The following is a 24,076-nucleotide window of genomic DNA, read 5'->3' as shown; positions in this document are numbered from 1 at the left end:
CGGATGCCGGCGGCGGCTCCGTGATCTAGCCCCAGCCCGGCGGTCGACCCGTGCGGGGACGACAGCCGCGACCCCATCCACATTCCTTGAGGAGGACAAGGCCGTGAGCACACCCACGCTCATCGGTGTCGCCGCGTTCCGCGGCAGCTACACCGCCCGCTTGGTCCAGTTCGGTGAGAGTCCGGAGGTTCTGGTGCCGCTGTTGCGCCGGATCTGGACCGACACGTTCGGCCGTGACACCGGCGCTATGGCCGCCGCGCTGCTGGCCCACGACTGGTGGTCCCTCGCCGTCAACCCGAAGCCCCGGCGTTGGGACCGGCAGCCGCCCGTGCCCGGCCTGGGCTACCCGGTCGTTACCGAGGACGCCACCGTTCGGCGGGGCGCGCTGCGCGAGGACGTCGGCGGGGCCCTGGAGTGGCTGTATCTGCTGCACCTCGACCAGCGGCGGCTGGTGGTGTACGAGGCGACGATCCACGGCCGTTGGCTGCGGCACAGCGCGCACCACCTCGACCCGGTCGAGGACCTGTTCGTCACCGCGCCCGCCGACGACGGGGGCGGTCCGGAGATGACGGTGTGCACCGTCTGCGGCGCGGTCGACGAGATCGACCACGTCGAGGTGCCGTCCATGGCCGGCTACGGCTACGACACCGTCACCAGTTGCGCCCGCTGCGGTTCCTCGGTCGCCAGCGACCCGATGTTCGGCGATCGCGTCACCCGTAAGCCCTGGCCGCCGCAGAACCCCACGGCAGGCGACACGGCGGGCGAGACCCGATGAGCACCGACCGCCCGCCGTCAGCGGCCACCGACGACGGTGGCCCTTCCACCGGCCCCGTCGACCGATCGGAGACCGCCATGCCCAGCTACGAGGCCGGGCAGCGTGTCGCCCTGGTCCACACCGACGACCCGTACACCCTGCTGCGGCCCGGCGACACCGGGACTGTCCGCCGCCACGACCAGCGACAGAACCTCGTGGAGGTCACCTGGGACAGCGGCTCGACGCTGGCGATGTGCCTCGACGCCGGCGATCGCATCGCACCGGCCACCACCACCCCGCCTCACACTGGCGGGGTGGTCGGCGAGGCCACCGGATGGGCCGCCGCGCTGCAACGGATGCGCGCCGCCGGCGCCGAGGCCGGACGCACCGCCGCCGAGTGGTGGGCGCAGGACACCATCGGCGCCCGGGCCGGCGGTGACACCCGCCTGGCCGCGCGCCGGATCCTGGCCGGCATCGACGACGGCGATCCTGCCGTCCTCGACGCCCTGCCCCGCTTCTCCTCGGTCGGAGAGCCGGTCGACGTCGCCGGGTGGGAGCTGTTTGCCGCCGCCACCGGCGACAGCGCGGGCTGGTTCGGGCTGCGCATCCCGCAGCGCGACGAGGCGATGGCCGTATACCGCGACGCCTACGACACCGCCGTCACCGACCGCGTCGCGGAACTGTGTCATCTCGCGGCCAGCCCCACCGGCACGGATGTGTCCCACCTGCACCCCGACCGGATCCGGATCGGCGGTGTCGGTGTGTTCGCCGGCGACTGGGCGCGCACCACCGGCCCCGACGGCGACGACCGGGTCGAGGTCGGGTTCGTCGGCACCCTGATCGACTACTGGAACGGGTGGGCGGTGTTCTCCTGCACCCGCGACGTGGCCGAGGCGATCGTCGCCGACCAGCAGCGCCACCGCGACCAGTACCGCGACAGCCTGCGCGAGCAGGGCGTGCCGGCCGACGACCTGGACCGGCAGGTTGGCGAAGCGCTGGCCGGTCTGTCCTTCGACGGCGACGTCCTCGTCGCCGACGAGCGTGCCCTGTCCGGCGACCCGGACGCCATCGATCGCATCACCGCGGACGGGGACGGCCGGTACGTGGTGATGGGCCGCAGCTGGTGCTGGGAGGCCGTCGATCCGTACGTCTGCGACCGGATCGTCGGCGACCTGCCCGACACCGACAACGCATAGGCCGGCATACCCACCGATGCCCTACCTCGACGGGTGGGCCGACAGGAAGGAAACAAGTGACCATCCGCACCCAAGAAGAGATCGTCACCCGGGTCTGGGCTCTGCGGGCCAACCGCGGGGACATCTTCGGCTTCCGGGAGGAGGTGCTCGTGGAGGCACTCGACCTGGACCACGCCCGCCAGGTCATCGTCCCTCGTCAGCCGGGCGAGTGGACCCGGCGGGTCGACCACGAGACCCATGCCCGGGACTACCTGCGATTCGCTATCGGGAAGATCCTCGACCACCGCGGCAACTCGGCGAGCCGGTCGGTGGACAAGCTGAGTGAACTCGCCTGGCTCCTCGGCCGCGACGACGTCGTGGCGGCGATGGAGCACGCCGGCTACCCGATGTACGGGGCGGCCAAGGTCAAGGCGTTCGCCGACGGGTTCGGCTGGCCGTTCCTCGATGACCTCGACGGCGGCGACGGGCTGGCTCTGGCTCGGATGGCGGAGGGACAGCAGTGCGACCCGCAGGGCTGCGAACGGGGCTGCGCTGACTGACCACGACCGCGCCGGCAGCATCGCTCGACGCTGCGTCGCACACGTAGTCAGCCGACGCTCCCGCGACCTCGCACCCGCGCGCCCATTCGACTTGATCGATTGGGCTGGCGGGGGTTCCATCGTCGGCGCCGACACCGCCCGCGCGGCCTCGACACCGACCAGCACGCATCAGCGGCGACCTGACGTGTCGCCGTCACCCTTCAGCACCACCAGGGGTGTGGTCGCCGACCTGCCCGGCCCGATGAGGGCCGGCGTGGTTGGCCCCGCCCGTCTCCGCTGTGCGGTACCCACCGCCCGCGCACCCGGAGACGGGTGCGCGGGCCCTACCCCGAATCGAGGCATTCCCATGACCACACCACACCCACCGGCCGGTTCACCGCAAAACGACCCGGCGCCGGCCAGCGGCGCTGGCACTCCCGCCACCGGGGCGGGCTCCGGCCGGTCCGGCTACCTCTACCGCAAGGTCGCCCTGCACCTGGCCGACCACCCCGACCAGGTTCTCAAGGTCGGTGAGATCACCCGGGCGATCGGGGCACCGTCGTCCGGGGCGGTGTTCGAGGCGCTGAAGAAGATGGCCGCCGCCGGGCACGCCACCCACCACCGCAACCCACACCGGTTCCAGATCACCCAGGCCGGCATCGACGCCGCCGGCGCCCTCCCGCCCGCCGCACCCCGCACCCGCTCCAGCGGCAACGCTGGTGGCCGGCAGTCCCGGCCCGCGCCGGTGCCGCGACCGAACGGGACGCTCTATCACCCGCGGCGGCTCGGCAAAGGCTGGGACGTCGAGGAACTGCGGCGGCTGCGCGCCCAGCAGGTGCCGGTGCTGCTGTACGGGCCGCCCGGCACCGGGAAGACCGCGATGGTCGAGGCGGCGTTCCCCGACCTGCTGACCGTCGCCGGCACCGGCGACACCGTCGTCGACGACTTCCTCGGCTCCTACAACCCGGTCCCCGGCGGCGGCTACGAGTTCGTCCACGGGCCCCTCGTCACCGCGATGCGCCAGGGGCGGGTGCTGCTGGTCGACGACGCCACCCTCATCCCGCCCCGCGTCCTGGCCGTGCTGTACCCGGCCATGGACGGCCGCGGCACCGTCACCATCCCCGCGCACGGCAACGAAACCGTGCAGGCCGTCGACGGGTTCTACATCGTCGCCGGCCACAACCCGGGCGTGCACGGCGCGGTGCTCACCGAGGCCCTGGCCTCCCGGTTCACCGTCCACCTGCACGTCACCACCGACTGGGACCTCGCCCGCCAGCTCGGCGTCCCCAAGCCGGTCGTGGCCGCCGCGATCGACCTCAACGCCGACCTCGCCGCCGGCAAGACCGTGTGGGCGCCGCAGCTACGCGAACTGCTCGGCTTCGTGAAGGTCCGCGACCAGCTGGGTATGAGCGCCGCCCTGGCGAACCTGGCCGGCATCGCCCCGCAGGACGCCCGCGACGACGTCACCGCCGCCCTGTCCCGGCACACCGGCACGCCCATCACTGCGCTCGCCCTCGGCAAGCGCTGACCGCCCCCTTTTCTGGAAGGAGCCCCTTTCGTGTCCCACCCGCACACCCACCTGCGCCCCGGCACACCGCCGCCGCCGGCCGGTGCCGCCGACTGGCGGGCCTGGTCGCAGGCGTGGACCCAGCACGTTCCGCTGCTGACCGGCCGTACCGACCTCACCGTCCTCGTCGCGCCCGGCGCGGCCGGGGACGCGCCCGAGTGCTTCTACCCCGCCCTCAACCGGATCGAGGTCGACGCCACCTACATCGCCGACAGCCCGGACGTCACCGACCCGGCCAAGGCCCGGCACAAGCGGATCGTGCCCACCGGCTACGGGCTGCTCGTGCACGGCGCCGCGCACGCCGCGCACAGCCGCTGGACCACCCCGCCCGGCACCCCGCCGATCCTCGCCACCGTGGCTGACCTACTCGAGGAATCCCGGGCCGAAGGACGCCAACGCGCTCGCCGCCGCGGCGACCGCCGGTGGCTGCGCCACGTCGTGACAACCCTGCTGCACCCCGACGACGCGGCCGTCGACGACGCGTGGCACGCCGGGCAACTCGCCGCGCTGCTCCTGGCCCGCGTCGACGCCCGCATCGTCACCAGCAAAGACGTCCGCCCCGTCCGCGCCGCGGTCACCGGCGTCCTCGGACGCAAGCGCCTGCGGCAGCTGCGCGACATCTGGCGGGAGGCCCACACCTGCGACGACACCGACGCCGACACCATGATCTGCCTGGCCCGCCGGTGGTGTCAGGTCCTCGGCATCGACCCCGACCAGCAGTACGACACCCCCGTACCGGACGCCGGCCTGTTCCCCGGCCGCCTCGCCGCGGCCCTCGTCGACTACCTCGCCGTCGCCGCCGGCGTCACCCCAGCCGAGTACGCGACGGCGCTGCTCGCCCACCGGCACAGCCCACCCACCGAGTGGGACCGCACCGACTCGACCGAGCAGGAACACCGCGCGGCCCGCGACCTCGCCAACCGGCTGCGGCAGGCCCGCACCCGCCACACCGAACCCGGCCGGCGCCCCTCGCCGATCCCACCCGGTCGGCTGCGGACCCGCCACGCCATCACCGCCGACGCGCAAACCGCCGCCGGGCAGATGCCGACCGCCGCCCCGTGGCAGCAACGCGCCCAGCTGCCTCCGGAGAAGCCCCGCCTGCATCTGGCTGTCCTGGTCGACCTGTCCGGGTCGATGGCCCGCTACACGCAGGCGATGTCGTCGGCCGCGTGGATCTTCGCCAACGCGGCACGCCGCGCGCAGGCGACGACCACCACCATCGGGTTCGGTGACCGCACCACCGTCCTGGTGCCCCCACGCACCTACCCGAGGCAGGTGCTGCACATGCGCACCGAGCTGGCGACCGCCACCTTCCCGGAAGCGGTCAAGGTCGCCGACCAACTCCTCGACCTGCGCCACGGCCGCGCCCTGCGGATGCTCGCCGTCGTCTCCGACGGCTACCTCGACGACATCCCCGCCGGGCAGCAACTCGTCACCACCCTGCACCGCGCCGGCTGCGCCGTGCTGTGGCTTCACCCCGCCGACCCGCCCACCGACGGCGAACCGGCCGACCCGGACCAGATCTGGGGGCACACCTTCACCCACGCCACCACCCTGACCGTCACCGACCCGACCGAGGCCATCGCGGCGATCGCCGACGCCGCCGTCACCGCCCTCACCCAGGCCTGAACCCCAGCCGAGCGGGCCCCGAGCCGGCAGCCGACCAGTCCCACCCCGCGCCGCGGCGCTGCCTGGCCGCTGCCCGGCGGCGCCGCGCACCGCGACCTCGCGACATACCGGGCCTGGAATGCGGGGCTGCCGCAGGCGGCCCTACTCCCATCTCGCGGAGGGCCGATGCCGAACGGCATCGCTGCCGCCCCCGGCGACTTGACCATCCCGCGCCATCGAAGCGTGCATGCATCGCGCCCCGACCGATCCAGATCCCGGGGCGCGGCTACGACGCTGCCCGACAAGGAGTTCCTCATGCGTTACGGCACCGACGACGAACACCCCTTCGACACCGACAACCGCGCCTGGCGGCGCCTGCGCGACGTCACCAGCGAACACTTCGACGCCATCACCTGGAACCGGGACCCGGACGGACGGCCGGTCCTGCTCACCCTGCGCGACATGCGCACCGGCGACACTGTCACCCTCGCCGTCCTCGACTCCCTGGAGATCCGCGACCCGCACGCGCTGATCGCCGTCCACACCAGCGGCGACCTCGACGCCCACGGCCCCACCAGCGGCGCCGACGCAGCCCACTCCCACGCCGCCACGCTCGCGCTCGACAGCACCACGCTCGCCGTGACCAGGCCCGTACCGCTGCACGACCCCGCCGTCACGGATCTCCCCGCCACCGGCTGGGTGGACCTCCCGGCCGACCTCGCCCACGTTCTCCGGCCGGCGCTCGACGACGCCCGCACCGCCGTTCTCGTGCTGCTCGACCGCACCGACGGCAGGCTCGCCGCCGTCGGCCCGTTCCCCACCCACGCCGCCGCCGACACGTGGCAACCCGCCGACCGGCCCGGCCGCACCGCCGACCGGCTCACCGTGCCCCTGCACCCGATCCTCATCGAGCAGGCCCAGCCGTGACCACCACCCGACTACCGGCACAGCCCGCCTCATCCCCTGTCGTGGCCATCGACGTCGACGGCGTCCTCAACCCCGCCGACCCCGGCCGCGCCGAGACACTCGGCTACCGGCCGCACCGCTACGACGGGCCCGCCCCCGACGGCCGGCACGTCACCGGCACCGTCTGGCTGAACCCCGACCACGGGCCCTGGCTGCGGGAACTCGCCGAGCACGCTCAACCGGTGTGGTGCACCAGCTGGAACCACCTCGCCGCCGCATGGATCGCGCCACGGCTGGGCCTGCCGACCACCTGGCCGCACGTCCCCGTTCACGCCGGCGGGGTCCGCTTCGGACACCAGAACAAACTCAGCCCCCTGTACGCCTGGGTCGCGCGGCGGCCACTCGCCGTCCTCGACGACGAGTTCGGCGGCAAGGACCCCACCACCGCCGACCATCGCACCGCCGACGGCGCACCCACCCTGCTCCACCCGGTCGACCCGTACGACGGGCTGCGCCGCGCGGACATCGACACGGTGCTGACCTGGCTGCGCCGGCTCAAAACCACGCCGCACCAGCACCACAGAACTCCGATCACCCGGACTCACGGGTCCCGCATCCCACGCCAAGCGGGCCCGTGCCGCAACGACAAGGAGCTGACGATGGACAACACGTTCGACGCCGCCGACGAACCGGACGTCGACCGGCCACCCCGACTCAGCGTCGGCGACCCGGAACTGCGCAAGACCCGCCGGCTCGCCCGCGAATGCGCCACCTGCATCTTCAAGCCCGGCAACCCAATGCACCTCACCCCCGGCCGGCTCCAGCAAATGGTGACCGAAGCCCGCGGCGACGCGGGATACATCATCTGCCACTCGACGCTGCCCTACGCCGGCAGCCCGATCCCGCCCGCGCTCTGCCGCGGCTTCGCCGACCGCTACCGCACCTGGCAACTCCAGGTCATGGAACACCTCTGGGGCTTCGTCGACGTCGAGCCACCCCACCCAGACACAGACCCCGCCCCCAGCGCCGAATTCCCAGGAGACACCGACAATGCGTGACATCAACGAGCTCCTCCGGCGTCAAGAACGGATCATCGACACCATCGGCTGGGCCGTCACGTACGTCCTGCCCACCGACGACGGCACCGTCACCGCCGCCCCATTCGCCTACACCGTTGGGCTCACCGCCCACGGCCACCCCGAACTGATCACCGCAGGGCTGCCACCCGAGGTCGCCCACAGTCTGCTCAACGACCTGGCTCGCCGGGTCTACGACACCGCCGAACGGTTCACCCACGGACAACGCCTCAGCGACGTCATCGCCGGCTACGACGCGATCATCATCGACGGGCCGCCGACAGACGAACTGTTGCCCGGGTTGGCGATCAGCCGCTACGGCCGCGACCAGGTCCGCCTCCAGCAGATGGTGTGGCCGGACCAGCAGGGCCGATTCCCCTGGGACGACGGGTACCGGTTCGACCCGCGGACACAGCCGCTGATCGGCCGGCTGTAGCCGGACACCCGACCTCCGTCGTCCGCGATCGGCGCCGCCGTGGTGGTCAGCCAACCGTATGAGTCGCTGCGGTCCAGCGCGTGCTCATCGCCGCCATCATGTAGCTACGAGGACCGACAAAATCTAGTACCCCAACGTCACTGGCTTCGACGTTGGGGATGGCGTGGCATGATCACGCGGTAAACCGTACGCCCTAGTTGTGACACAAGGATGTGGCCGCATGGCGGGGACAGGTCAGGCGGGCAGCGGACGGCGTGCGGCGGCTGCGGGCATGCTGGCCTTCGCGGTTCTCATGATGGCCGGCGGCTGTGCGAGGGCCGCAGAGACGGTGGAACGGGAGTCGGCGCCACGTTCAACCTCGCCGTCTCCGAGTGCGGCGATGCGTGTGGTGCAGCCGGAAACGTTGACCGGCATCCCCGAGTCAGCAAGCCGCAGGTTGCGCGAGCAGGCCCAGCAGAACACCGACAACCTCAAGCAGTTCCTCGACGGCGAGGCGACCAGCGAAGTCGGCTCCGTCTATGCCCTTCGCGATTCCAGTGTCACCTACCTTCTCAGTGCAGTGTCCGGCAAGGTAACTGATCCCAAGGCAAGCCTGGACAAGAGTTTCGCCGATCTGCCGAAACTGGCTGGTGTCAAGCCCAGCCGACCGGGGCCGATGGGCGGCGAGGCTCGCTGCGGCTCGGGCGAGACCGAGGGGGTTCCGGTAACCGTTTGTATGTGGGCAGACAACGACACCATCGGTATGGTCGCTGTCCTCGGCATGCCGGGTGTCTCGCCGAGCCTCTTCGTGCGGGTACGCTCCCAGGTCCAGCGGGCGGTCGCCTAGCTCTCCTAGTAGTCCAACGTCATTTGATCTTCCGGTCGGCGGCATGACCGAGTTTGCGCTGGTAGTGGGACCGGTGGCGCGGGCTTGGGATGTTCGTCGCCAGATCGACCAGTGCAGGGTGTGCGCTGGCTGGAGTGGTGCGGCGAGGACGAAGGCGTTGAGGAGTCGGCGGATCTCGGCGACGGTCAACGCCGCTGCATCGCCTGTGGACCAGCGTGACCCGCCCGTTCAGCAAACGCCCAGCAGGTCTTGCGTTCCACGCCCGACAGCAGTCCTTCCATGAAGTGCCCGGCGGTCCGACAGGGCTCCGCCCGCACGACCGGTCAGCGACACGCGTCACCGCCTCGTCGAGGATGACCGCCATCCGGCGGGGTCTACGCTGTGGCACGCGGCCACCGCACGATCTTCGGTTGCCCTCACAAGCCATCGATGATCAACGCGGTGGCCGTCGTCATGCCCGCACCAAGCCCAACGCCGAAGCCGAGTGACGTTGGAGTACTAGCCGGACCATCTGGCGGTGATGGCCTCTTCAACACGGAAGCGCTCGCCGCAGGCCGGGCAGTCCGCTCGGCCAAACACGTAGGTCAGCTTCTCGGCGACGTCGGGATGGTGGTCGGCGATCGCCCGATCGTGCAGGCGTTTTCCGACACTCGTCAAGGCGGCAGGGTCAGCGGGCAGCAGTGGCAGCCGCTTGGAGCCGGAGTCGTGCATGTACATGCTGTCCAGCGTGGTAAACGTTCCGTACTGGCCGAACGCGACGAAGATTTCTTCATCGCATCGCGGGCACGCCACCTCGTATTCCTCGTTGTTCAGTCCGTCGAGGTGTCTGCCCCAGACCTCGGCGCCTTCGAACGCCAGCAGCGCCTGCAACATATAGACGTAGGTGCTGGGGTCGTCATCGGAGCCGGAGCTTTGGAGCGTTTCCTCGGTCAGCGCTCTCAGTCGAGCGATTTCGCAGGAATAGGTGACGTGCGGGTCGAGATCCCCGTAGGGCTGATCCACGCTGGACACGATGTCAGCCGCCAGCGCCAGCGGCATCGTCCGCTGCGCGGGCGACCAGCGGCCCGCGATCTCCGTCAGGACTGACAATGCCGGGAAGCTTGCCGGGTATACCGTGCCCTGATGGCACAGCCGGGACCACAGTTCGCCCCAGACCGGGCTGCGCGGGTCCGGTTCAGCCCTCGCCAACAGACCCGGGACGTCATCTGCCACGCCGTAGGCATGCCTGAGCTGGGACCAGTCCGTCATGCCGGTGATCTAAGCAAGTCCCCACCGCGCCCGCACCACCAGAACCTGCCTGACTCCCCCATGACAAGATCGACAGGATATTGCCTGGGGCTCACTGGCACGCCTTCCACAGGCCCGTCGGCACCTCCTCAAGGAGGGGACAGACACCAAGAGTCTCTACAAGATCGAGGGCGGGTCAGGGTTAGGACGCCCGGGGACGGTCGGTTGCGGGCCGTGGTGGTGGGCGTTAGCCCGCTGCAGTTTGGCCGGCGGCCAGTACCGGCGCACGGTGCGCTCGGATCTGCCGATCCGCTCGGCGATCTGCGCGGGATGCATCGACGGATCCCGCTGATACCAGTACGCGACGGCCGCCGGAGTGGCCGCGGCGACCTGGGCGGCGTTTCCGTGGTCGGAGGGGATCGTTGCTGGGGTCTTCGCGTCGCGGGTTGGCGTCCTGCCGGCGCGATCGCCGGCAGGACGGGACGGCTCGGAATCGCCACGGACGTCGTCGCGGTCGGGCTGAGCCGGGCGGTCTGGTGACCCATCGCCTTGCGTGCTCGCGGCCTGTCCTCGCGATGGAACCGGGGTAGACACGGCGCCCGGCGACGCAGAGGTGGCCATTGGTTTGGTCTCGGTGACCGTTTCGGTGAGGCGGGGCGTTCGCCGCCTGGTGGTCCGGTCGGCGCTGGTCCTCGGGGTGTGGTGTCCTGGCCGGTCCTGAGGGGCCACTGGTTGCTGCGGAGACGTGGGCTGCCCGGTGCCGGCGCGGATCCTTCCGGTGATCTCCACGAGGCTGATGCTGGCCACGACGACAAGGCCGTCCACGGAGATCGGCAGCAGGTAGGAGGCGCCGGCGTCGATCTCGCCATAGCGGGCGGCGACACCGACCATGTGCCAGTAGCTGACCCAGCCGGCGATGCCGGCGATCGCCGCGGTGGCCAGCAGCCGCAGGGCGGCCAGGGACCTGCGGTGGCTGGGCACCCTGGAGATCAATTCCACGGTGAGCAGCAGCGCCAGCGGCGGCCAGGCGGCGATCAGCTGGCTGATGAGGTTCGGCCGGGCGTGCAGCACGTTCGCCGCGATCGACGCGGCGACACCGAGAGTGAGCACGGCACGCACCGCCCACCGCAGCGGCCGTAGACCGACCAACTGATCCCGACTGGCCGCGTTCGGACGGTCACGGTGCGAGGACGGCGAGGTGGAGATGCCGGTCATGCAGTCGCTCCGTCCTCGTCGCGGGAATGACGCTGCGCCTGCGGGCGGGGCCGGGGGCGCTGCTGGGCGGCGATGAGCTCGTGGGCCAGGGCGAGGGTGTCTTCGTGGGGTTCGGCGTCGATCTCTGCGAGAGCCCGCGTCAGTGCTCGGCGCAGGGAGCGGATCGCGTCTGCCTGGCCGAGGGCGGCGCGGGCGCGCATGGCGTGCTGGTAGAGCTCCTCGGTGTAAGGGCTGTGGCGGATCGCCTCGTCGAGCACTGAAAGCTGGCGGGCGGGATGGTCGGCGAGGGCGTCGGCGAGCGCGAGGTAGGTGTCGAGGGCTTGCTGCCGTACGGCCTCGCGGTAGGGCTCGATCCATTCGTAGTCGACGCCGTCGGCGAGGTGCCCGCGGTAGGTGTCGACGGCGCGCCGTAACGCGGCGACCCGCGCTTGCGGGTCGGTGGCGCGTTCGGCGTGGCGGATCGCCGCGCGCATCCGCCACAGGTCCACATCGACGAGGGCGGGGTTGAGCGTGTAGCGGTTCTGGGGATGGGTGAGGTAGTCGCCTGGGCCGGCCGTATGCCGCATGACGGCGCGGAGGTTCGACACGTAGGTATACAGCCGGCCTGGCGCCTTACTGGTCGGGGCGTCGGGCAGCAGGTCATCCAGAATGGCGTCCACGGTCGCTTCGCCGTCGTGGACTGCCAGGTACACGAGTAGCTCGAGGGCCTTGGCGCGCAGCGGCGGATGGGACGCGGCGTCGGTGATGCTGGGCCAGCCGAGCACCGACACCTGCACGCGGCGGGGCTGCCGCTGCTCGCCGTCCACGGCGGGGGGCACATTTGTCTGCTCTGCGGAGGGTGCGGTGTCGTGACCACCGGCGTCGACCGCGGCGTGCGTATCGGCGATCGGATCGGGCCGGGTGTCGATGATGCCGGTCGACCTGTCCGATGCCTGGGGATGTGCGGTGGCCGGGTCGCGGCCGGTGGCCTCGACGGGGGTGGGTGACGTGCTGGCAGTCGTCGGGGTGGGCGTCGCGGCCGGTCGCGGCCTCTCGGCCGGGGCGCTGCGGCCGGCTTCGGTCGAGTTCGCGGTGGCCGGTTGCCGGTCGTCTGGCTGCGGCGCGGCGTCGATGGGGGCCGGTGGTTGGCCGGTATGTGATTCGGCGAGGACGCGGAACAGGGCGAGGGTGTCGGCCGAGGTGAGCACGGCCAGACGCTCCACTGGGACGCGGTGATCACTCTGGTCGGTGCGGGCGTCGGCGAGGGCTGTGGTGCCGTCAGCGGCGACGCCGACGGTGTCACCGTCGGGCCATGCGCCGAGCAGCACCCCGTGGATGTCCAGGCGTGTGCCTTGGGTAAGCAGCGCGGCGATGCGGGTGTCCTGCCGGGCTGCGGTGGCGTGGGTCAGCAGCAGCACCGGCGGCAGCGGCTCCCCCGCGGAATCGAGCGTCCGCAGGTCGGCCACCGTGTCAGCGCCGCGGGTGTCGACGAGACGGCTGCGGTGCAGGATCTGCGCTTCGATGAGGTCGAGGGCCTGCTCGACGGTGGCGGTGACCGTCAGACGCGGGGTGTGGGGCAGGGTCGCGGTGTCCGTGTCGAGGAGGGTCGTCGCGGTTGCCGCTGGCATCACCACCTGGGTGCGTTCGTGTAGGGCGTCGAGGCCGCCGGCAGCGAGCGCGGCGGTCAGGAAACCGCGGGCAGCGGCGTCGGCGCCCGGGCCGATGAGCCCGAGACCTGCGGACGGCCAGGCCTCGGCCAGCGGGTGCGCCAGGGACGGCACCGCCGGGCGCGGCACAGGTGTCGGGCCGACATCGGTTTCGGTTTCACCGTTGACGCCGGACGCGTCTGGTCCGGTGTTTCCGTCGCCAAGGCCCGGGGGCGAGTCGATGTGGCGCCGTTGGTGGCCGGTGGTGGGGGGTGTGGCGGTGCGTGGTGCGACGCCGCGAAGCCGTCGGCGGATCTGCATGACCACCGTCGGCATCGGGGTCGTGTCGGGGCCCTCGACGTGGGTGGTCGAGGGCGGGCGCGGGGTGTAGCGGCGACGCCGGTGCGCCCAGACCAGCGCGGCTGCTGCGGTGATCGCCGCAGCCAGGCCGATGTCCACCCAGCTGCCGCCCGGCACGTCGATGCCCGGGGACCGGTTAGGTGTGGGCAGCGGAGCGCGTGCCGGTGGCTGCGAGTCGCCGCGGGAGGGTGGAGTCACACCGGCGGTGCCCGGCGCGCTCGCGGTGGCCTTGGGGTCTGCCGGGGGTGGTTCTGTCGCGGGTGCTGTCGGGCCTGCCGTGGTGGTGGTCGTGGGTGTCGGTGTTGCGGCCGAGGAGTCATGTTTCGTGGGTGGCGCGGGGGTGTCCGGGCGTTCGGGTTCGGTGTGGGGCTGCTGATCTTGGCCGCGCGGCGGAGTCTGGTCACTCCTGTGGGTGGCGTCGGCCGGTAGGCGGAGAACCCAGCCCGGGTAGATGAGGTCGGGGTTGCGCAGGGTGCCGCCGACGTGGGGAAAGCGGGCGCCCCGGTTGAGGGCGAAGATTTCCGGCCACCGGTCGGCGTCGCCGAGGGTGCGGGCAGCGATCTCGCACAGGCTGTCGCCGCGGCGCACCGTGTAGGTGGGCGGCGGCGCGGCCGGCTGGTGGCTCGCAGCGGGGCGGTGGGAGGCGGGTGAGGCGGTCGACTGTCCGGCCGCGGCTGGTTCATCGGACGTGGTGCTCGCGGGAGTGGCGTGTGCGACCGCGCCGGTAGCGGTGGTGACGGCGGTCGCGCCGAGCAGCGCCGCGGTGAGGCCCCGGACCGGACCGGGAAAGCATAGAGCGGGTACCCGGCGCAGCCGGCGAGCCAGCGACGCGTACGTATGGGCAAGGACGGCAGTGGCCAGCAGCAGCCAGAGCGTCACAGCCCCGGCTGCGGCGAGGACGGCGACGACACCGCTGCTCATCGGGTCGGCTATCCACAGCCGCATAGTGGTCGGCGCTGGCAGGTGCGGAGTCCAGCCGCTACGCATCACCAGGACGACCGCGATGGCGGCGGTGGACAAGACGCTGGTGACGACTGCGGCGGCGAGAGCTCCTGACGATTTCACCTGCCTCCTCCTGCTCGCCCGTCCACACCAGCAGGGCTACTGGTGGGGGGCGATGCAGTGACGCTATGAACCCAGTACGGCGTGGTGGGGTTATCGGTAGCTGACGGCACCTCACGGCGCCTTACACGACCTCACAACAGCAAGTCAGCGAGCATCGGCGGATACTGGGCGGGTCAACTACGCCCCTGCGTTAGCGCTCATCAGGCTGGTCCGCGACCTGGCCGGTGCCGACGATCCGGCCCAGGAGAACGGATGATTGTCGAGGCACGACTACCGGCGCGACACCCCAGAGTCCTCTGCATAGTCGGCGGTGGACGATGGGTCGAACCGACCGGTTCGACCCATCGTCCACCTGCCGTACCTGAGGAGATCTGCTCAGTCACGTACTACGAAATGCACCAGGTATAATCGCGCTGCCGGAATCCGGTTGGGGTAGTAATTACGGCCGCTACCCTGAACGGGATACCGAGCATCTACTCGGTCCCAGGACTGCAAACCGCGACTGCCCCGGAGCGCACGCTACTGGCTATCGTGGCGAACGCCACGCTTCTTGCTCTCGCGGATGACCGTTGCGATGATCACGATAACTGCGACAGGGGCAAGGGTAAGGAGCGCTTCCCCAAAGCCTCCATCGCTGAACATAGACCACGTCGCAGCTGCTACGAGCCAGAGAGCAATTGATATCAGTGCCGCTAGAGTTACTTGCTTCATCTAGTAGCCTCTTTCTGTATTTCAGTAGCCATCCGCCTCAGCACCGCTCTCCACGTACGCGGTAGTAGCGTAACCCAGTGTGGCGCAACCGGCATTTGCAAGAAGACCAACGCCTCCCGTCGCCATGGTGACGATCATCGTGCATGAGCCATACATGGCCCCACCTGCCACCGCGCCGAAGAACTTTGCCCATGCACCCTGCCCGGTGAGATCGATGTAGTTGATGGGATCGCCGTTCACATAGGCGTACCGATTGCCTTCACGAGGGTTGCCGATGAAGCTGAGGCTGTCCTGCTGGGTGAAGCGGCCCTGCTGCGGGTTATACCAGCGCTGGCCGAGTTTGGTGAATCCGGTGCTCTGGTCGTAGGTGCCACCGGTGTAGCGGATGATGTTGCTGGCGCCGAGGTTGTACTCGTCGGTAGTGGTGGCGTTGCCGTAGGGGTCGTATTTGTAGGTGGCGGCGAGGGTGCCGTTGGCCTTGACCGCGGCGACGGGGGTACCGAGGCCGTCGAGAACGAAGGCGGTGTCGGTGCCGTTGATCCGCAGGCCCAGCGGGGTGCCGAGGCCGTCACGTTCGACGTAGACGGTGGTGCCGCCGGCGCTCCAGGACTGGAGCCACGGCATGCCGTGCTGGTCCTCGTAGCCGTACTGCATGGTGGTGGTCCCGGCGCGGGTCAGTTCAACCTGGTCGGTGCCGGCGTAGGCGTAGGTGCCGGAGTTCGCGCCGGTCATCTGGTTCGCGCTGTTGTAAGTCATGGGGTTGACCGACGGGTTGCTGGCGCGGGTCTGGTTGCCGCGGTTGTCGTAGGTGTTGTTCGTGGTGGTGATCTGGTTGGCGGTGTTGAACGTCAAGGTCTGGGCAGTGGTGCCGTCGACCTTGACGGTCTCGCGGTTGCCGTTCTTGCTGTAGGTGTAGTCGTAGGTCTTGCCGTTGTAGTTGGTGGCCTTGGTCAGCCGGTTGGCCTTGTCGTAGGTGAACTGGCTGATCGCGCCGGAGGTTTCGTCCTTCTGCCACTGCCGCAGCCCGGTGTCGTCGCCGGTGGCGGTGGAGCAGGGCTGCCCGGAGGTGTACTTGGCGTAGCAGTAGGTCACGTCGAACACCGTCGCGGGACCGGCGGAGTTGCGGGTGGCCGTGATGCGGGTGGGCCGGTCCGACTTGTCGTAGACCGTCTTGACGCGCAGCGCGTAGACGCTGTTGTCGGTGTTGGCAGCGAACCAGGTGTTGGTGCGGTTGCCGTCGTTGTCGTAGGAGTAGTTGTAGCGGGTGCCGCTGGCGGTGTCGGTGCGGACCAGCCAGTTGCGGGTGTTGTAGTAGTGCTTCGTGGTGCCGCGGCCGTCGGTGATCGCGGTGAGGTTCCCGGCGAGGTCATGGTCATAGACGAACGTGGCGGTGCCGGGGTTGGTGCGGCGGTGTAGCCGGTTGAGGTTGTCCCACTCCCAGGTGGTGGTGCCGGTGGAGTCGGTGCGGCTGATCAGGTTGCCGACGCGCCCGTACTGGTAGGTGACGGGGGTGAGGGTGCCGCAGCCGGAGTAGCTGGTCTTCTCGAGCCGGTCGTCCTTGGTCCAGTCGTATGTGATGGTGCAGCCGCCCTGAGCGACGGTGCGTACGCGGCCGAGGACGTCGTAGGTGAACGTCTTGACGGCCAGGCCGTTGCCGGTGGGCGGGGTCAGGGTCGTGATCTGCTTGTCGCTGTCGTAGGCGTAGGTCGTCGGGTTGCCGGTGTTCGCCGGGTCCGTGGAGGTCTTCACCGTGCCGTCGCTGTTGTAGTCGACCTCGGCTTTGGCGGCGAGGGCGTCGGCGGTGGAGGTGCGGTTACCGGCGCCGTTGTAGGTGTAGGTCGACGAGTTGCCCTGAGTGTCGATCGACGAGGACGGCTGGAAGTTCGCCGTCGGGTTCGTCGAGGTCGACGCGTTCGCGTACGCCGCGGATGCGCTGGCGCCGGACGGTGAGGCTGACTTGGTCAGCGATTGACCGGCGTTGGCGCCGTAGGTGTTGGTGACCGTGCTGCCCTCGGGGCTGACGGTGGTGGCCACGTCCTGCCACGGCGTGTACGTCTGGGAGCGCTCGTTGCCGGCCGGGTCGGTGGCCTTGGTAACCCGCTTGTCGCTGTTCAGGTCATACGTGGTGTGCGGCACCGACGCGACCGGCTGCGACAGGTCCTGGCGGGGGTCGGCCATCTTCGTCTGCGACGACGTGGGATAGGCGAACCTGGTGGTCGCACCCTGGCCGGTGGTGGTGTCGGTGACCTGCGTGAACGAGGTGACCCGGTGCTGCCCGTCGTAGGTGACGACGCTGTAGAGGTCGTCCTTGGACCAGATCTTCACCAGGTCACCGGCGGTGTTGTACTCGAACGCCCACTGCCGGGTCGCCCCCAGCAGGTCGATGGCCTGCAGCCGGTTGTTGGTGTCGTACTTGTAGGACACCTCCCGTACCACGTTGTAGGCGTCGCTCTGCTGGTACTTCGTCAACCGGCCACCGGCGAACGTGGCCGTGGCCGTGCGGGCGTACTGGCCGCCCCGGTCGGAGACGACCTTGGTCAGCTGCCCGCCGTTGTAGGAGTAGTCGGTGACGTTGTCGTTGCGGTCCTCGGTCTTGTCCAGCAGACCATCAGAGGTGAAGAACAACTCCTTGCCACTGTCGTTCTCGGTCAGCTTCCACCCGCTGCCGTTCTTGACCAGCTTGGCCTTGAACTCACCCGGCGTCGTGTAGGCCGACCCGGACCAAGCGAACTTGCCAACCACCCCGTCCGCGGCCGCGTAGGTGACCGACCCGTCGTCAGCCGGATACAACTTCACGTCCTGACCGCCGCGGGTCCGCCAACCCGGGCCGTGTGCACCAACCGAGAGGTCACTGCCCACCATGAGGCTATTGAACGACGCGCCCAGCGTCACGTTCCCGGCGATGCCCGGCAGCGTCAGGTCGGTGGTGTTCACCATCAGGTTCCCGGACCCGACGTTGACCTTCACCTCCATCCGATCAGCCAGCGAGAACGACACCTGCGTGCCGTTACGCACCGGCCCGGTACCCTTGGGCACCGACGGCGCCGCCCCCGCCGCCGCCCGAGTCACCGCACGCTGCGGCGAGTCGAACAACCACACCTTCGACGACGACCGCGGCGACACCTGCGGCGCCTCCCCGGCCTCCTGCGGCGCCGCAGGCGCGGCGGAGGACACAGCCGGCGGAACCGCCAGCACCGACGTGGCCAGCAGCGCGGACGCCACCCCCACAGCCACTCGACGTTGACCCATCAATACTCCTTCTTGACATGCACCCGACGGCCAATCCGCCAGGAGGCAGGCAGAACTCACCCCGCCACCGAATGATCAATCCATCAGGTGGCGTGGCAGTAAATCGGCACTTGCGAAGCGCAGGCACCGACCCGGAATTCGGCTATGCAGCGCGAAAAGATTGTTGGCCGATGCCTCACAAAGATCAGGCGAGGTGGCCCGCTCGCATTTCTGGCACGAGGCAGCAAGGGGTGCCAGCTCGCGGTCGATGCGACACATGGCCTCTGCGAGCAGCGGAAAGAGCAACCCCGGTGCAAGAAAAGCCCAGAGAAGAGCGCGACGATGGACGTCGTCAGCGCTAAGCGAGGTGGCGCGTCAGCCCGTCATCATGATTTACGTATCCCCCGTTGTTTTCAACGGTTGCCGTCAGACAACCGTTGCGCTGGAAACAAGCTATCCATTCACTTAGTCTCGGGTCAATAACAATTACAACTTGCTAGGGCGAAGGCCGCATACCGCACCAAAGTTGTGAAGTTCGTGACGGCACGTGACCATGGTGCGGTTGCCCGGGTGAGCAGATCCGTCCCATCTGCGGGGGCCAGCGGCTTGCCTCTTTGTCGTGCGACCTCGGCGTGCAGCGACCGGTGGACCTACCTCGGTCTAGCGAGCAGTGATCATGGGTTGGTCGAGGATGCCGGCGAGGCGCAGGCGTTGCCGGTGGGTGTGGAGAAGGTCGGCGGCTGCGGCGGAGTCGCCGAGGGCGTTTAGTTGATCGGCGGCGCGCTGATGGAGCTGCTGGTTGTAGGGGTCGATGCGGATCGCCGCTTGCAGCAGTCGCAGGCGTTCGTGCGGGTCGGTTTGTGCTTCCGCGGCGGTGGTGTGGGCATCGAGGACCAGGCGGCGAGTGGCCTCACGGGGTGGGTCGATCCACGGCCAGGTGTGGCCGGCGGCGAGGTCGCCCGTGTAGGCCTCCATCACGGCCTGCCAGCGGCCGGGTGCGTCAGTTGTGGCGGTGTGGTGGGCGGCAGCCTGCAGCCGCCACAGGTCCACATCGGTGCGTGGGTCGAGGTGGTAGCGGCCCTCAGTGTGGACAACCACTTGGTCAACGCTGGTGGCGCGGAGGGTCGAGCGGAGGTCGCTGAGGGTGGTGTACAGGCGGCCGGTGACGGTGTGGGCGGGTAGGCCGGGCCAGAGGGCGTGTACGAGTTGCGTGGTGGTGGCGCCGTCGGGGTGCACGGCGAGGAAGACGAGGATTTGCAGGGCGGCGCTGCGGCGGATGGTGACCTCTTTGCTGTCGATGAGCAACGCTGGACGGCCGAGCACCCGAAGCTGGACAGCGGTGGCTGCGGCTTCGGTGGGCTGCTGCGGTGTGGGCGGTGGGACTCGGGTGGCTTGGCGGGGGATCTTTGCCTGTGCAGGGTCGATCGGCCGGGCTGGTACGGACGCGACGGGTTCGGGTGCTGCGCTGGCGGGTTGGGCCAGGACGGCGAGCAGGTCCGCCGCGGCGACGCTGTCGAGGACACACATCCGTGGTCGAGGTTGCCCAGTCTGGTAATCGACGGTGTGGCCGTGGCGGTCGACGCGCCAAGCGGGTAGTGGTGCTGCGGCGTCGAGGGTGACGACACGGGCGCCCGGGAGGTTCGGCGGTGCTGGCGTTGCGGGTTCGGCGGTCAAGACCAGGCTGGGTATGCCGTGGTCGGCTGTGGTCGACGTGCTGGATGCAGGTAGCAGGGCGGCGGCCTGTTCGAGGGTGTCGATGACGTGCAGTCCGGGGATTGTGGCGGTGGTCTCGGCGACGCTGGGCAGGAGCTTGGCGAGGGTGTTGCTGGTGACGAGCACGGGTGTCGTGTCGGTGGGGTCGCGTAGCGCGGTGAGGAGCCGGGTGATGAGTAGACCTCGGGCGGCGTGGTTGGCCCCGTCACCGGTCAAACACACGCCGGCCGGGGGCAGCGGCGCCTGTATTGCGCCGGTGGCTGCTGGTGGCGGTGGTTGGTCGGCGATGGCTGCTTGGACGGCGGTGACGGTGGTGGGTAGGGGTGTCAGCTGGGTGGCGTCGGTGTCGGGTTGGCCGGGTTGGTGGGCGCGACGGCGGCGTAGCCACACCAGGGCCGCTGCGGCGGCGATGTGGTGGGCGGTGTCGTCGGGTAGCCAGCCGCCGGGCACGACCACCCCACCGCGCTCGGTTTGGGGCGTATCGGAGGGGTGCTGCAGTTCATCGGCGGTGACTGGTGTCGGTGGGTTCGGCGGCTGGGTAGTGGGGGTGTGGGCGGTGGTGAGGGCGGCGGCGCCGGCGATGCTGGTGGCGGCGGCCTGCCATGGGGTGGGTAGCGGCAGGTGGCGTACCCATCGGGCGCCGGCGCGCAGCCGGCGGGCGGCCGTCACGGTGACGGTGTAGGCCATGCCGAGCCACAGCAGCCAGGCCACGGTGATGAGCCCCGTGGTGAGGGTTGCCGGGGTCAGCGGGTCGGCGAGCCAATCGCGTAGTCGCGTGCTGGTCGGCCAGCCGGGCAGGTGCGCTCGGGTGAGGGTGGCCAGCAGCCACGGCGGTACCGCCAGGACGGCCAGCACGACGGTGGCGCCTGCGAGTCGCCGGGCCCCGTTCACCGCAGCTCCTCCCCCACGTGCATCGGCTGGTATCCGGTTGGTGGAGTCATTGCGGCGGCCGGTGGGGGTGGTGGGGACGCAGCAGGTGGGTCCACATCTGGCGCAGCCACCAGGTGGTCACGGCGATGGCGTAGATGGCGCCGAGGATGCCGGAGGCGGGCCAGGAGACCAGGGCGGCGGTGATGACGGCGAGGGGTGCGCTGAGGATCAGGCGCAGGATCGGCTGGGACACGACGGCCATGACGGTGCCGATGCCCAGGAGCAAGCCTCCGACTCGGCCGGCGAGGTCGATCCAGAGGATCAGGTGGGGCCACCGGTCGGCGGTCAGGCTGTATTGGATGAGCAGCATCCCGGCAGCGGCGGTGATCACGGAGCTGGTGGGGAAGGCGAGCAGTTTCGACCATCCGCCGGCCGGCGTGCGCCATTGCCGGGCGGCGATGAGGGCCATGACGGCGGCGGCGGTGATGGTCGGGGTGATGGGTAGCAGTGTCCAGCGCAGGAAGCCGTTGACGGGGTAGCCGACGTAGAGGCTTCCGACGACGGCGTACATGCCGCTGACGGCGACGCCGAGGGAGGCCGCGGCGAGGATTCCGGTTCCGGTGTGGATGCCGGGGCTGGTCGGGGTGGTGGTGCGGTTGGCGATGGTGGAGGCGAGGACGGTGCCGGCGCTGAGGCAGGCGATGACGGCGAAGACGGCGGCCATGGTCATCTCGCCCCAGTTGAGGATCGCTTCGCGGTACATGAGGGAGCCGCGCCACTCAGGTGTGAGCAGGAACTGGGAGACCAGGGCGAGGGAGGCGAAGCCGGGGAGGGCGATCGCGGCGGCGCGCCGCACCGGCGGTAGAGGTTCTTCGGTCGTGGTGGGGTCGATGGTGTTGGTGGCGCCTGCGTCGGCGGCGCCTCGGGCTGCGGCCAGGGTGGGCTGGTCGACGAGGGTGCCGGTGATGCCGGCGTCGGTGAGGGTCTTCGCCAGCAGGGGTAGGCGGGCGGTGCCGCCGACGCAGTAGACGCCGGTGAGGTCGCGGGGTGTGAGTTCCGCGGCGGTGATCGCTTCGGTGGTGAGGTGGGCGATGCGGTGCAGGACGGGCTGGGCGGCTTGGTCGAGCAGGCCGGTGTGGAGCACCACGGCCGGCCCGTCGGGTAGTGGCACGGTGACGGCCGGATGGTCGGTCAGGGCGTGTTTGCCGGCGCGGAGGCTGGCCGTCACGGCCCATCGTTGCCCGCCGGTGCCGGGTGGGCTGGTGGTGAGTGTGGTGGTGAGGGCGTCGTCGATGGCGGTGCCGCCGGCGGTCGGGTCGGCGAGGGTGGCGAGGACTTCGAAGCCTGCGGGGCCGCGGCGCAGGACGCTGACTTCGGCGGTGGCGCCGACGTCGCAGACGGCGATGTAGGCGCCGACGGGCAGCTGCAGGCCGGTGGCGAGCAGGTGCCCGGCGACGGCGGTCGGCGCGTCGATCAACTGTGGTGGTGGGAGGCCGGCGCGGTGCGCGGCGTGGCGCATCCAGGTGCGGCGTCGCGGGCCCCAGCCTGCCGGGACGACCAGCCGCACGTCGTCGATGCCGGTGCCGGCGAGCTGGTGGGCTTGCTCGGCGACGTGGCGCAGGGTCGCGGCGACCAGGTCGAGCGGGTCGACGTCGGTGTCGGCGACGGTGAGGCGCTGCTCGGAGGGTTGGCGGGGGTGCGGGATGAACCGGTGCGGTGTGACCGGTGCGGCCCGCCAGGCGTGGTGGCCGGTCACGGTGGTGCCGTCCTCGCTGAGGAGGACGGCGCTGGGCAGGGCGGGTTCGCCGTCGAAGAGCAGCGGCGTCCAGGTGCCGTCCGGCCATGCCAGTACGGCGGTGGTGTCGGCGCTGCCGTAGTCGATCGCCAGCCGCACCTGCCCCGATCGCATGGATGTCAGTCAAACATGAAGATCTCATTCACGTCATCCCTGAATCACTCACCGCAACCAACCTTGGTGCCCGACACGGTCACAACAGCGAACGCCGGGACTGACGATCGGCCCTGGTTCCTCCAGGTCGCACGTGGCCACTTGACCTGCAGCGGCATCGTCAACGGCATGCCGCACCATCGATCATTCGTCAGGAGGACACCATGCATGACTCCACCAATCCGATCTCAGCGCACGGACAAGCCGTGGCGAACCGATGGACGCAGGCGGCGTTGTCCTGCGAGCCCGCGGACCAGGCGCGCGCGGAGGCAGCCGTCCGCCTCGCCTACCGCAGCGCCGGGCATCCCGAGCCGTCGCGGTTCCTGTGGTGCCCCTCTCCCCCGGCCGCCCTGCAGCAGGTGCGGCAGCTCCTCGACGACGGGCACCCGTCGCTGGTCGCCTCGATCCGCCGCGACGCCCTCAACAATGCGCTGGCAGCAACGCGAGCCCCGATCTGGGAGCAGACCAGCGACCACGACCAGTTCACCGCTTTCGGCGATTTCCACGACTTCATGGAATGGCACGGCTACTACGGCGAGCAGCGCTACGACGGCTTCGAGGCCCGCTACAACCTGATGGAGCACCGGTACCTCTGCAACCCGGTCACCAAGGGCGAGCGGTCCGCGCTCACACCGGTACTGCAGGCGGTACGGCAGGTGTACGAGCAGGTGCTGGGCCCGATCTGGGCGGCGGTCGACCGCACCCTCACCGGCAGCTACATCATGCAATTCGCCTGGTTCTGGAGCGACGAGCAGACGATCGTGAAGCGCAACGACGAGGGACGCGCCGTGATCCGTTACTGCCTGAATCCTCGCGACTGGTTCTTCGATCCGGCCTGGAACCTCTACCCCGACTGGCTTGTGCTCGCCGCGATCGACACCTACCAGCAGGTGCTCGGCACGGCACCCACCCCAGGGTGGGAGGGATGCCGTGACGTGGCACTGGCGGCCGGGCCGTGGTGGCCCCTATCCGGGGTGGCCGTGATGATGCAGCGCCCCACCGTTCTGCGAGTCACCGGCGACGGCCTGCTGCACGGCGTCGACGAGCCGGCCGTTGTCTGGCCCGACGGCAGCACCCTGTGGGCCCGTGACGGCGCCGTCGTCCCACCCGGGTGACCACCCCGCCGGCGGCACCTACGCCCCTTCCGATTGCGTCTCGGCGCTGGAGGGCGGGTCCGGTGTGGCGACCCGCCCTCCAGCGCGTCGGCGCCGCCATCCGCAGGCGCGC

16 protein-coding genes are annotated in these 24,076 nt (G+C 70.2%); 10 read left to right on the top strand and 6 right to left on the bottom strand.

What is annotated here, in order from left to right; translation table 11 throughout:
• The first annotated feature begins 103 nt into the window (after nucleotides 1-103).
• The 9 genes from J3R08_RS08580 to J3R08_RS08540 all read left to right on the top strand — a co-directional run bounded on the left by J3R08_RS08580 (nucleotide 104) and on the right by J3R08_RS08540 (nucleotide 8,887).
• Complete coding sequence (locus J3R08_RS08580) at nucleotides 104-775, top strand: hypothetical protein (RefSeq protein WP_194802645.1); 672 nt, start codon at nucleotides 104-106, stop codon at nucleotides 773-775.
• The gene (locus J3R08_RS08575) at nucleotides 772-1,950 is read left to right on the top strand and encodes a DUF4314 domain-containing protein (protein ID WP_245254690.1); all 1,179 of its coding nucleotides are present in this window, start codon (nucleotides 772-774) and stop codon (nucleotides 1,948-1,950) included. The genes J3R08_RS08580 and J3R08_RS08575 overlap by 4 nt, the downstream gene beginning before the upstream one ends.
• A 56-nt stretch (nucleotides 1,951-2,006) precedes the next feature.
• A complete protein-coding gene (locus J3R08_RS08570) occupies nucleotides 2,007-2,489 on the top strand; it encodes a hypothetical protein (RefSeq protein ID WP_209960638.1) in 483 nt (160 codons plus the stop codon).
• Nucleotides 2,490-2,835: 346 nt separating this feature from the next.
• On the top strand, nucleotides 2,836-3,996 hold the full coding sequence (locus J3R08_RS08565; protein WP_209960636.1) for an AAA family ATPase: 1,161 nt from the start codon (nucleotides 2,836-2,838) through the stop codon (nucleotides 3,994-3,996).
• A 30-nt stretch (nucleotides 3,997-4,026) separates the two neighbouring features.
• Nucleotides 4,027-5,664 carry a VWA domain-containing protein gene (locus J3R08_RS08560; protein ID WP_209960633.1) on the top strand — a complete coding sequence of 546 codons (1,638 nt, stop codon included), beginning with the start codon at nucleotides 4,027-4,029 and terminating at the stop codon, nucleotides 5,662-5,664.
• A 294-nt stretch (nucleotides 5,665-5,958) separates the two neighbouring features.
• Nucleotides 5,959-6,570 carry a hypothetical protein gene (locus J3R08_RS08555; protein WP_209960631.1) on the top strand — a complete coding sequence of 204 codons (612 nt, stop codon included), beginning with the start codon at nucleotides 5,959-5,961 and terminating at the stop codon, nucleotides 6,568-6,570.
• A 41-nt stretch (nucleotides 6,571-6,611) separates the two neighbouring features.
• Nucleotides 6,612-7,607, top strand: a complete 996-nt coding sequence (locus J3R08_RS31890) for a hypothetical protein (RefSeq protein ID WP_245254689.1) — start codon at nucleotides 6,612-6,614, stop codon at nucleotides 7,605-7,607.
• Complete coding sequence (locus J3R08_RS08545) at nucleotides 7,600-8,061, top strand: DUF4262 domain-containing protein (protein WP_209960629.1); 462 nt, start codon at nucleotides 7,600-7,602, stop codon at nucleotides 8,059-8,061. Before J3R08_RS31890 ends, J3R08_RS08545 begins: the two co-directional genes overlap by 8 nt.
• A gap of 220 nt (nucleotides 8,062-8,281) precedes the next feature.
• Nucleotides 8,282-8,887 (top strand): hypothetical protein, encoded by a 606-nt coding sequence (locus tag J3R08_RS08540; protein ID WP_141707687.1) that lies wholly within the window; start codon nucleotides 8,282-8,284, stop codon nucleotides 8,885-8,887.
• Nucleotides 8,888-9,385: 498 nt separating this feature from the next.
• Here the strand turns inward: J3R08_RS08540 and J3R08_RS08535 are convergent, their stop codons facing one another.
• The 6 genes from J3R08_RS08535 to J3R08_RS08510 all read right to left on the bottom strand — a co-directional run bounded on the left by J3R08_RS08535 (nucleotide 9,386) and on the right by J3R08_RS08510 (nucleotide 22,810).
• Entirely contained in the window at nucleotides 9,386-10,135 is a 750-nt protein-coding gene (locus tag J3R08_RS08535) for a hypothetical protein (RefSeq protein ID WP_069089466.1), read from the bottom strand.
• 156 nt (nucleotides 10,136-10,291) lie between these two features.
• On the bottom strand, nucleotides 10,292-11,224 hold the full coding sequence (locus tag J3R08_RS08530; protein WP_374102401.1) for a DUF2637 domain-containing protein: 933 nt from the start codon (nucleotides 11,222-11,224) through the stop codon (nucleotides 10,292-10,294).
• Nucleotides 11,225-11,325: 101 nt separating this feature from the next.
• Complete coding sequence (locus J3R08_RS08525; protein ID WP_209960625.1) at nucleotides 11,326-14,379, bottom strand: BTAD domain-containing putative transcriptional regulator; 3,054 nt, start codon at nucleotides 14,377-14,379, stop codon at nucleotides 11,326-11,328.
• Between the two features lie 732 nt (nucleotides 14,380-15,111).
• Nucleotides 15,112-18,339, bottom strand: a complete 3,228-nt coding sequence (locus J3R08_RS08520) for an RHS repeat-associated core domain-containing protein (protein ID WP_233607721.1) — start codon at nucleotides 18,337-18,339, stop codon at nucleotides 15,112-15,114.
• 639 nt (nucleotides 18,340-18,978) lie between these two features.
• The gene (locus J3R08_RS08515; RefSeq protein WP_209960624.1) at nucleotides 18,979-20,922 is read right to left on the bottom strand and encodes a hypothetical protein; all 1,944 of its coding nucleotides are present in this window, start codon (nucleotides 20,920-20,922) and stop codon (nucleotides 18,979-18,981) included.
• A 46-nt stretch (nucleotides 20,923-20,968) separates the two neighbouring features.
• Entirely contained in the window at nucleotides 20,969-22,810 is a 1,842-nt protein-coding gene (locus J3R08_RS08510; RefSeq protein WP_209960622.1) for an Hsp70 family protein, read from the bottom strand.
• Between the two features lie 245 nt (nucleotides 22,811-23,055).
• Here J3R08_RS08510 and J3R08_RS08505 point away from each other — a divergent pair, with 245 nt between their 5' ends.
• On the top strand, nucleotides 23,056-23,964 hold the full coding sequence (locus J3R08_RS08505) for a DUF6745 domain-containing protein (protein ID WP_209960620.1): 909 nt from the start codon (nucleotides 23,056-23,058) through the stop codon (nucleotides 23,962-23,964).
• Nucleotides 23,965-24,076 lie beyond the last annotated feature (112 nt).

Origin of the sequence: Micromonospora sp. HB375, from assembly GCF_017872985.1 — a bacterium.
Classification (GTDB): Bacteria; Actinomycetota; Actinomycetes; order Mycobacteriales; family Micromonosporaceae; genus Micromonospora; species Micromonospora chalcea.
Note: the sequence above shows the minus strand (reverse complement) of the source record. Positions and strands in the feature narration are given on the sequence as shown.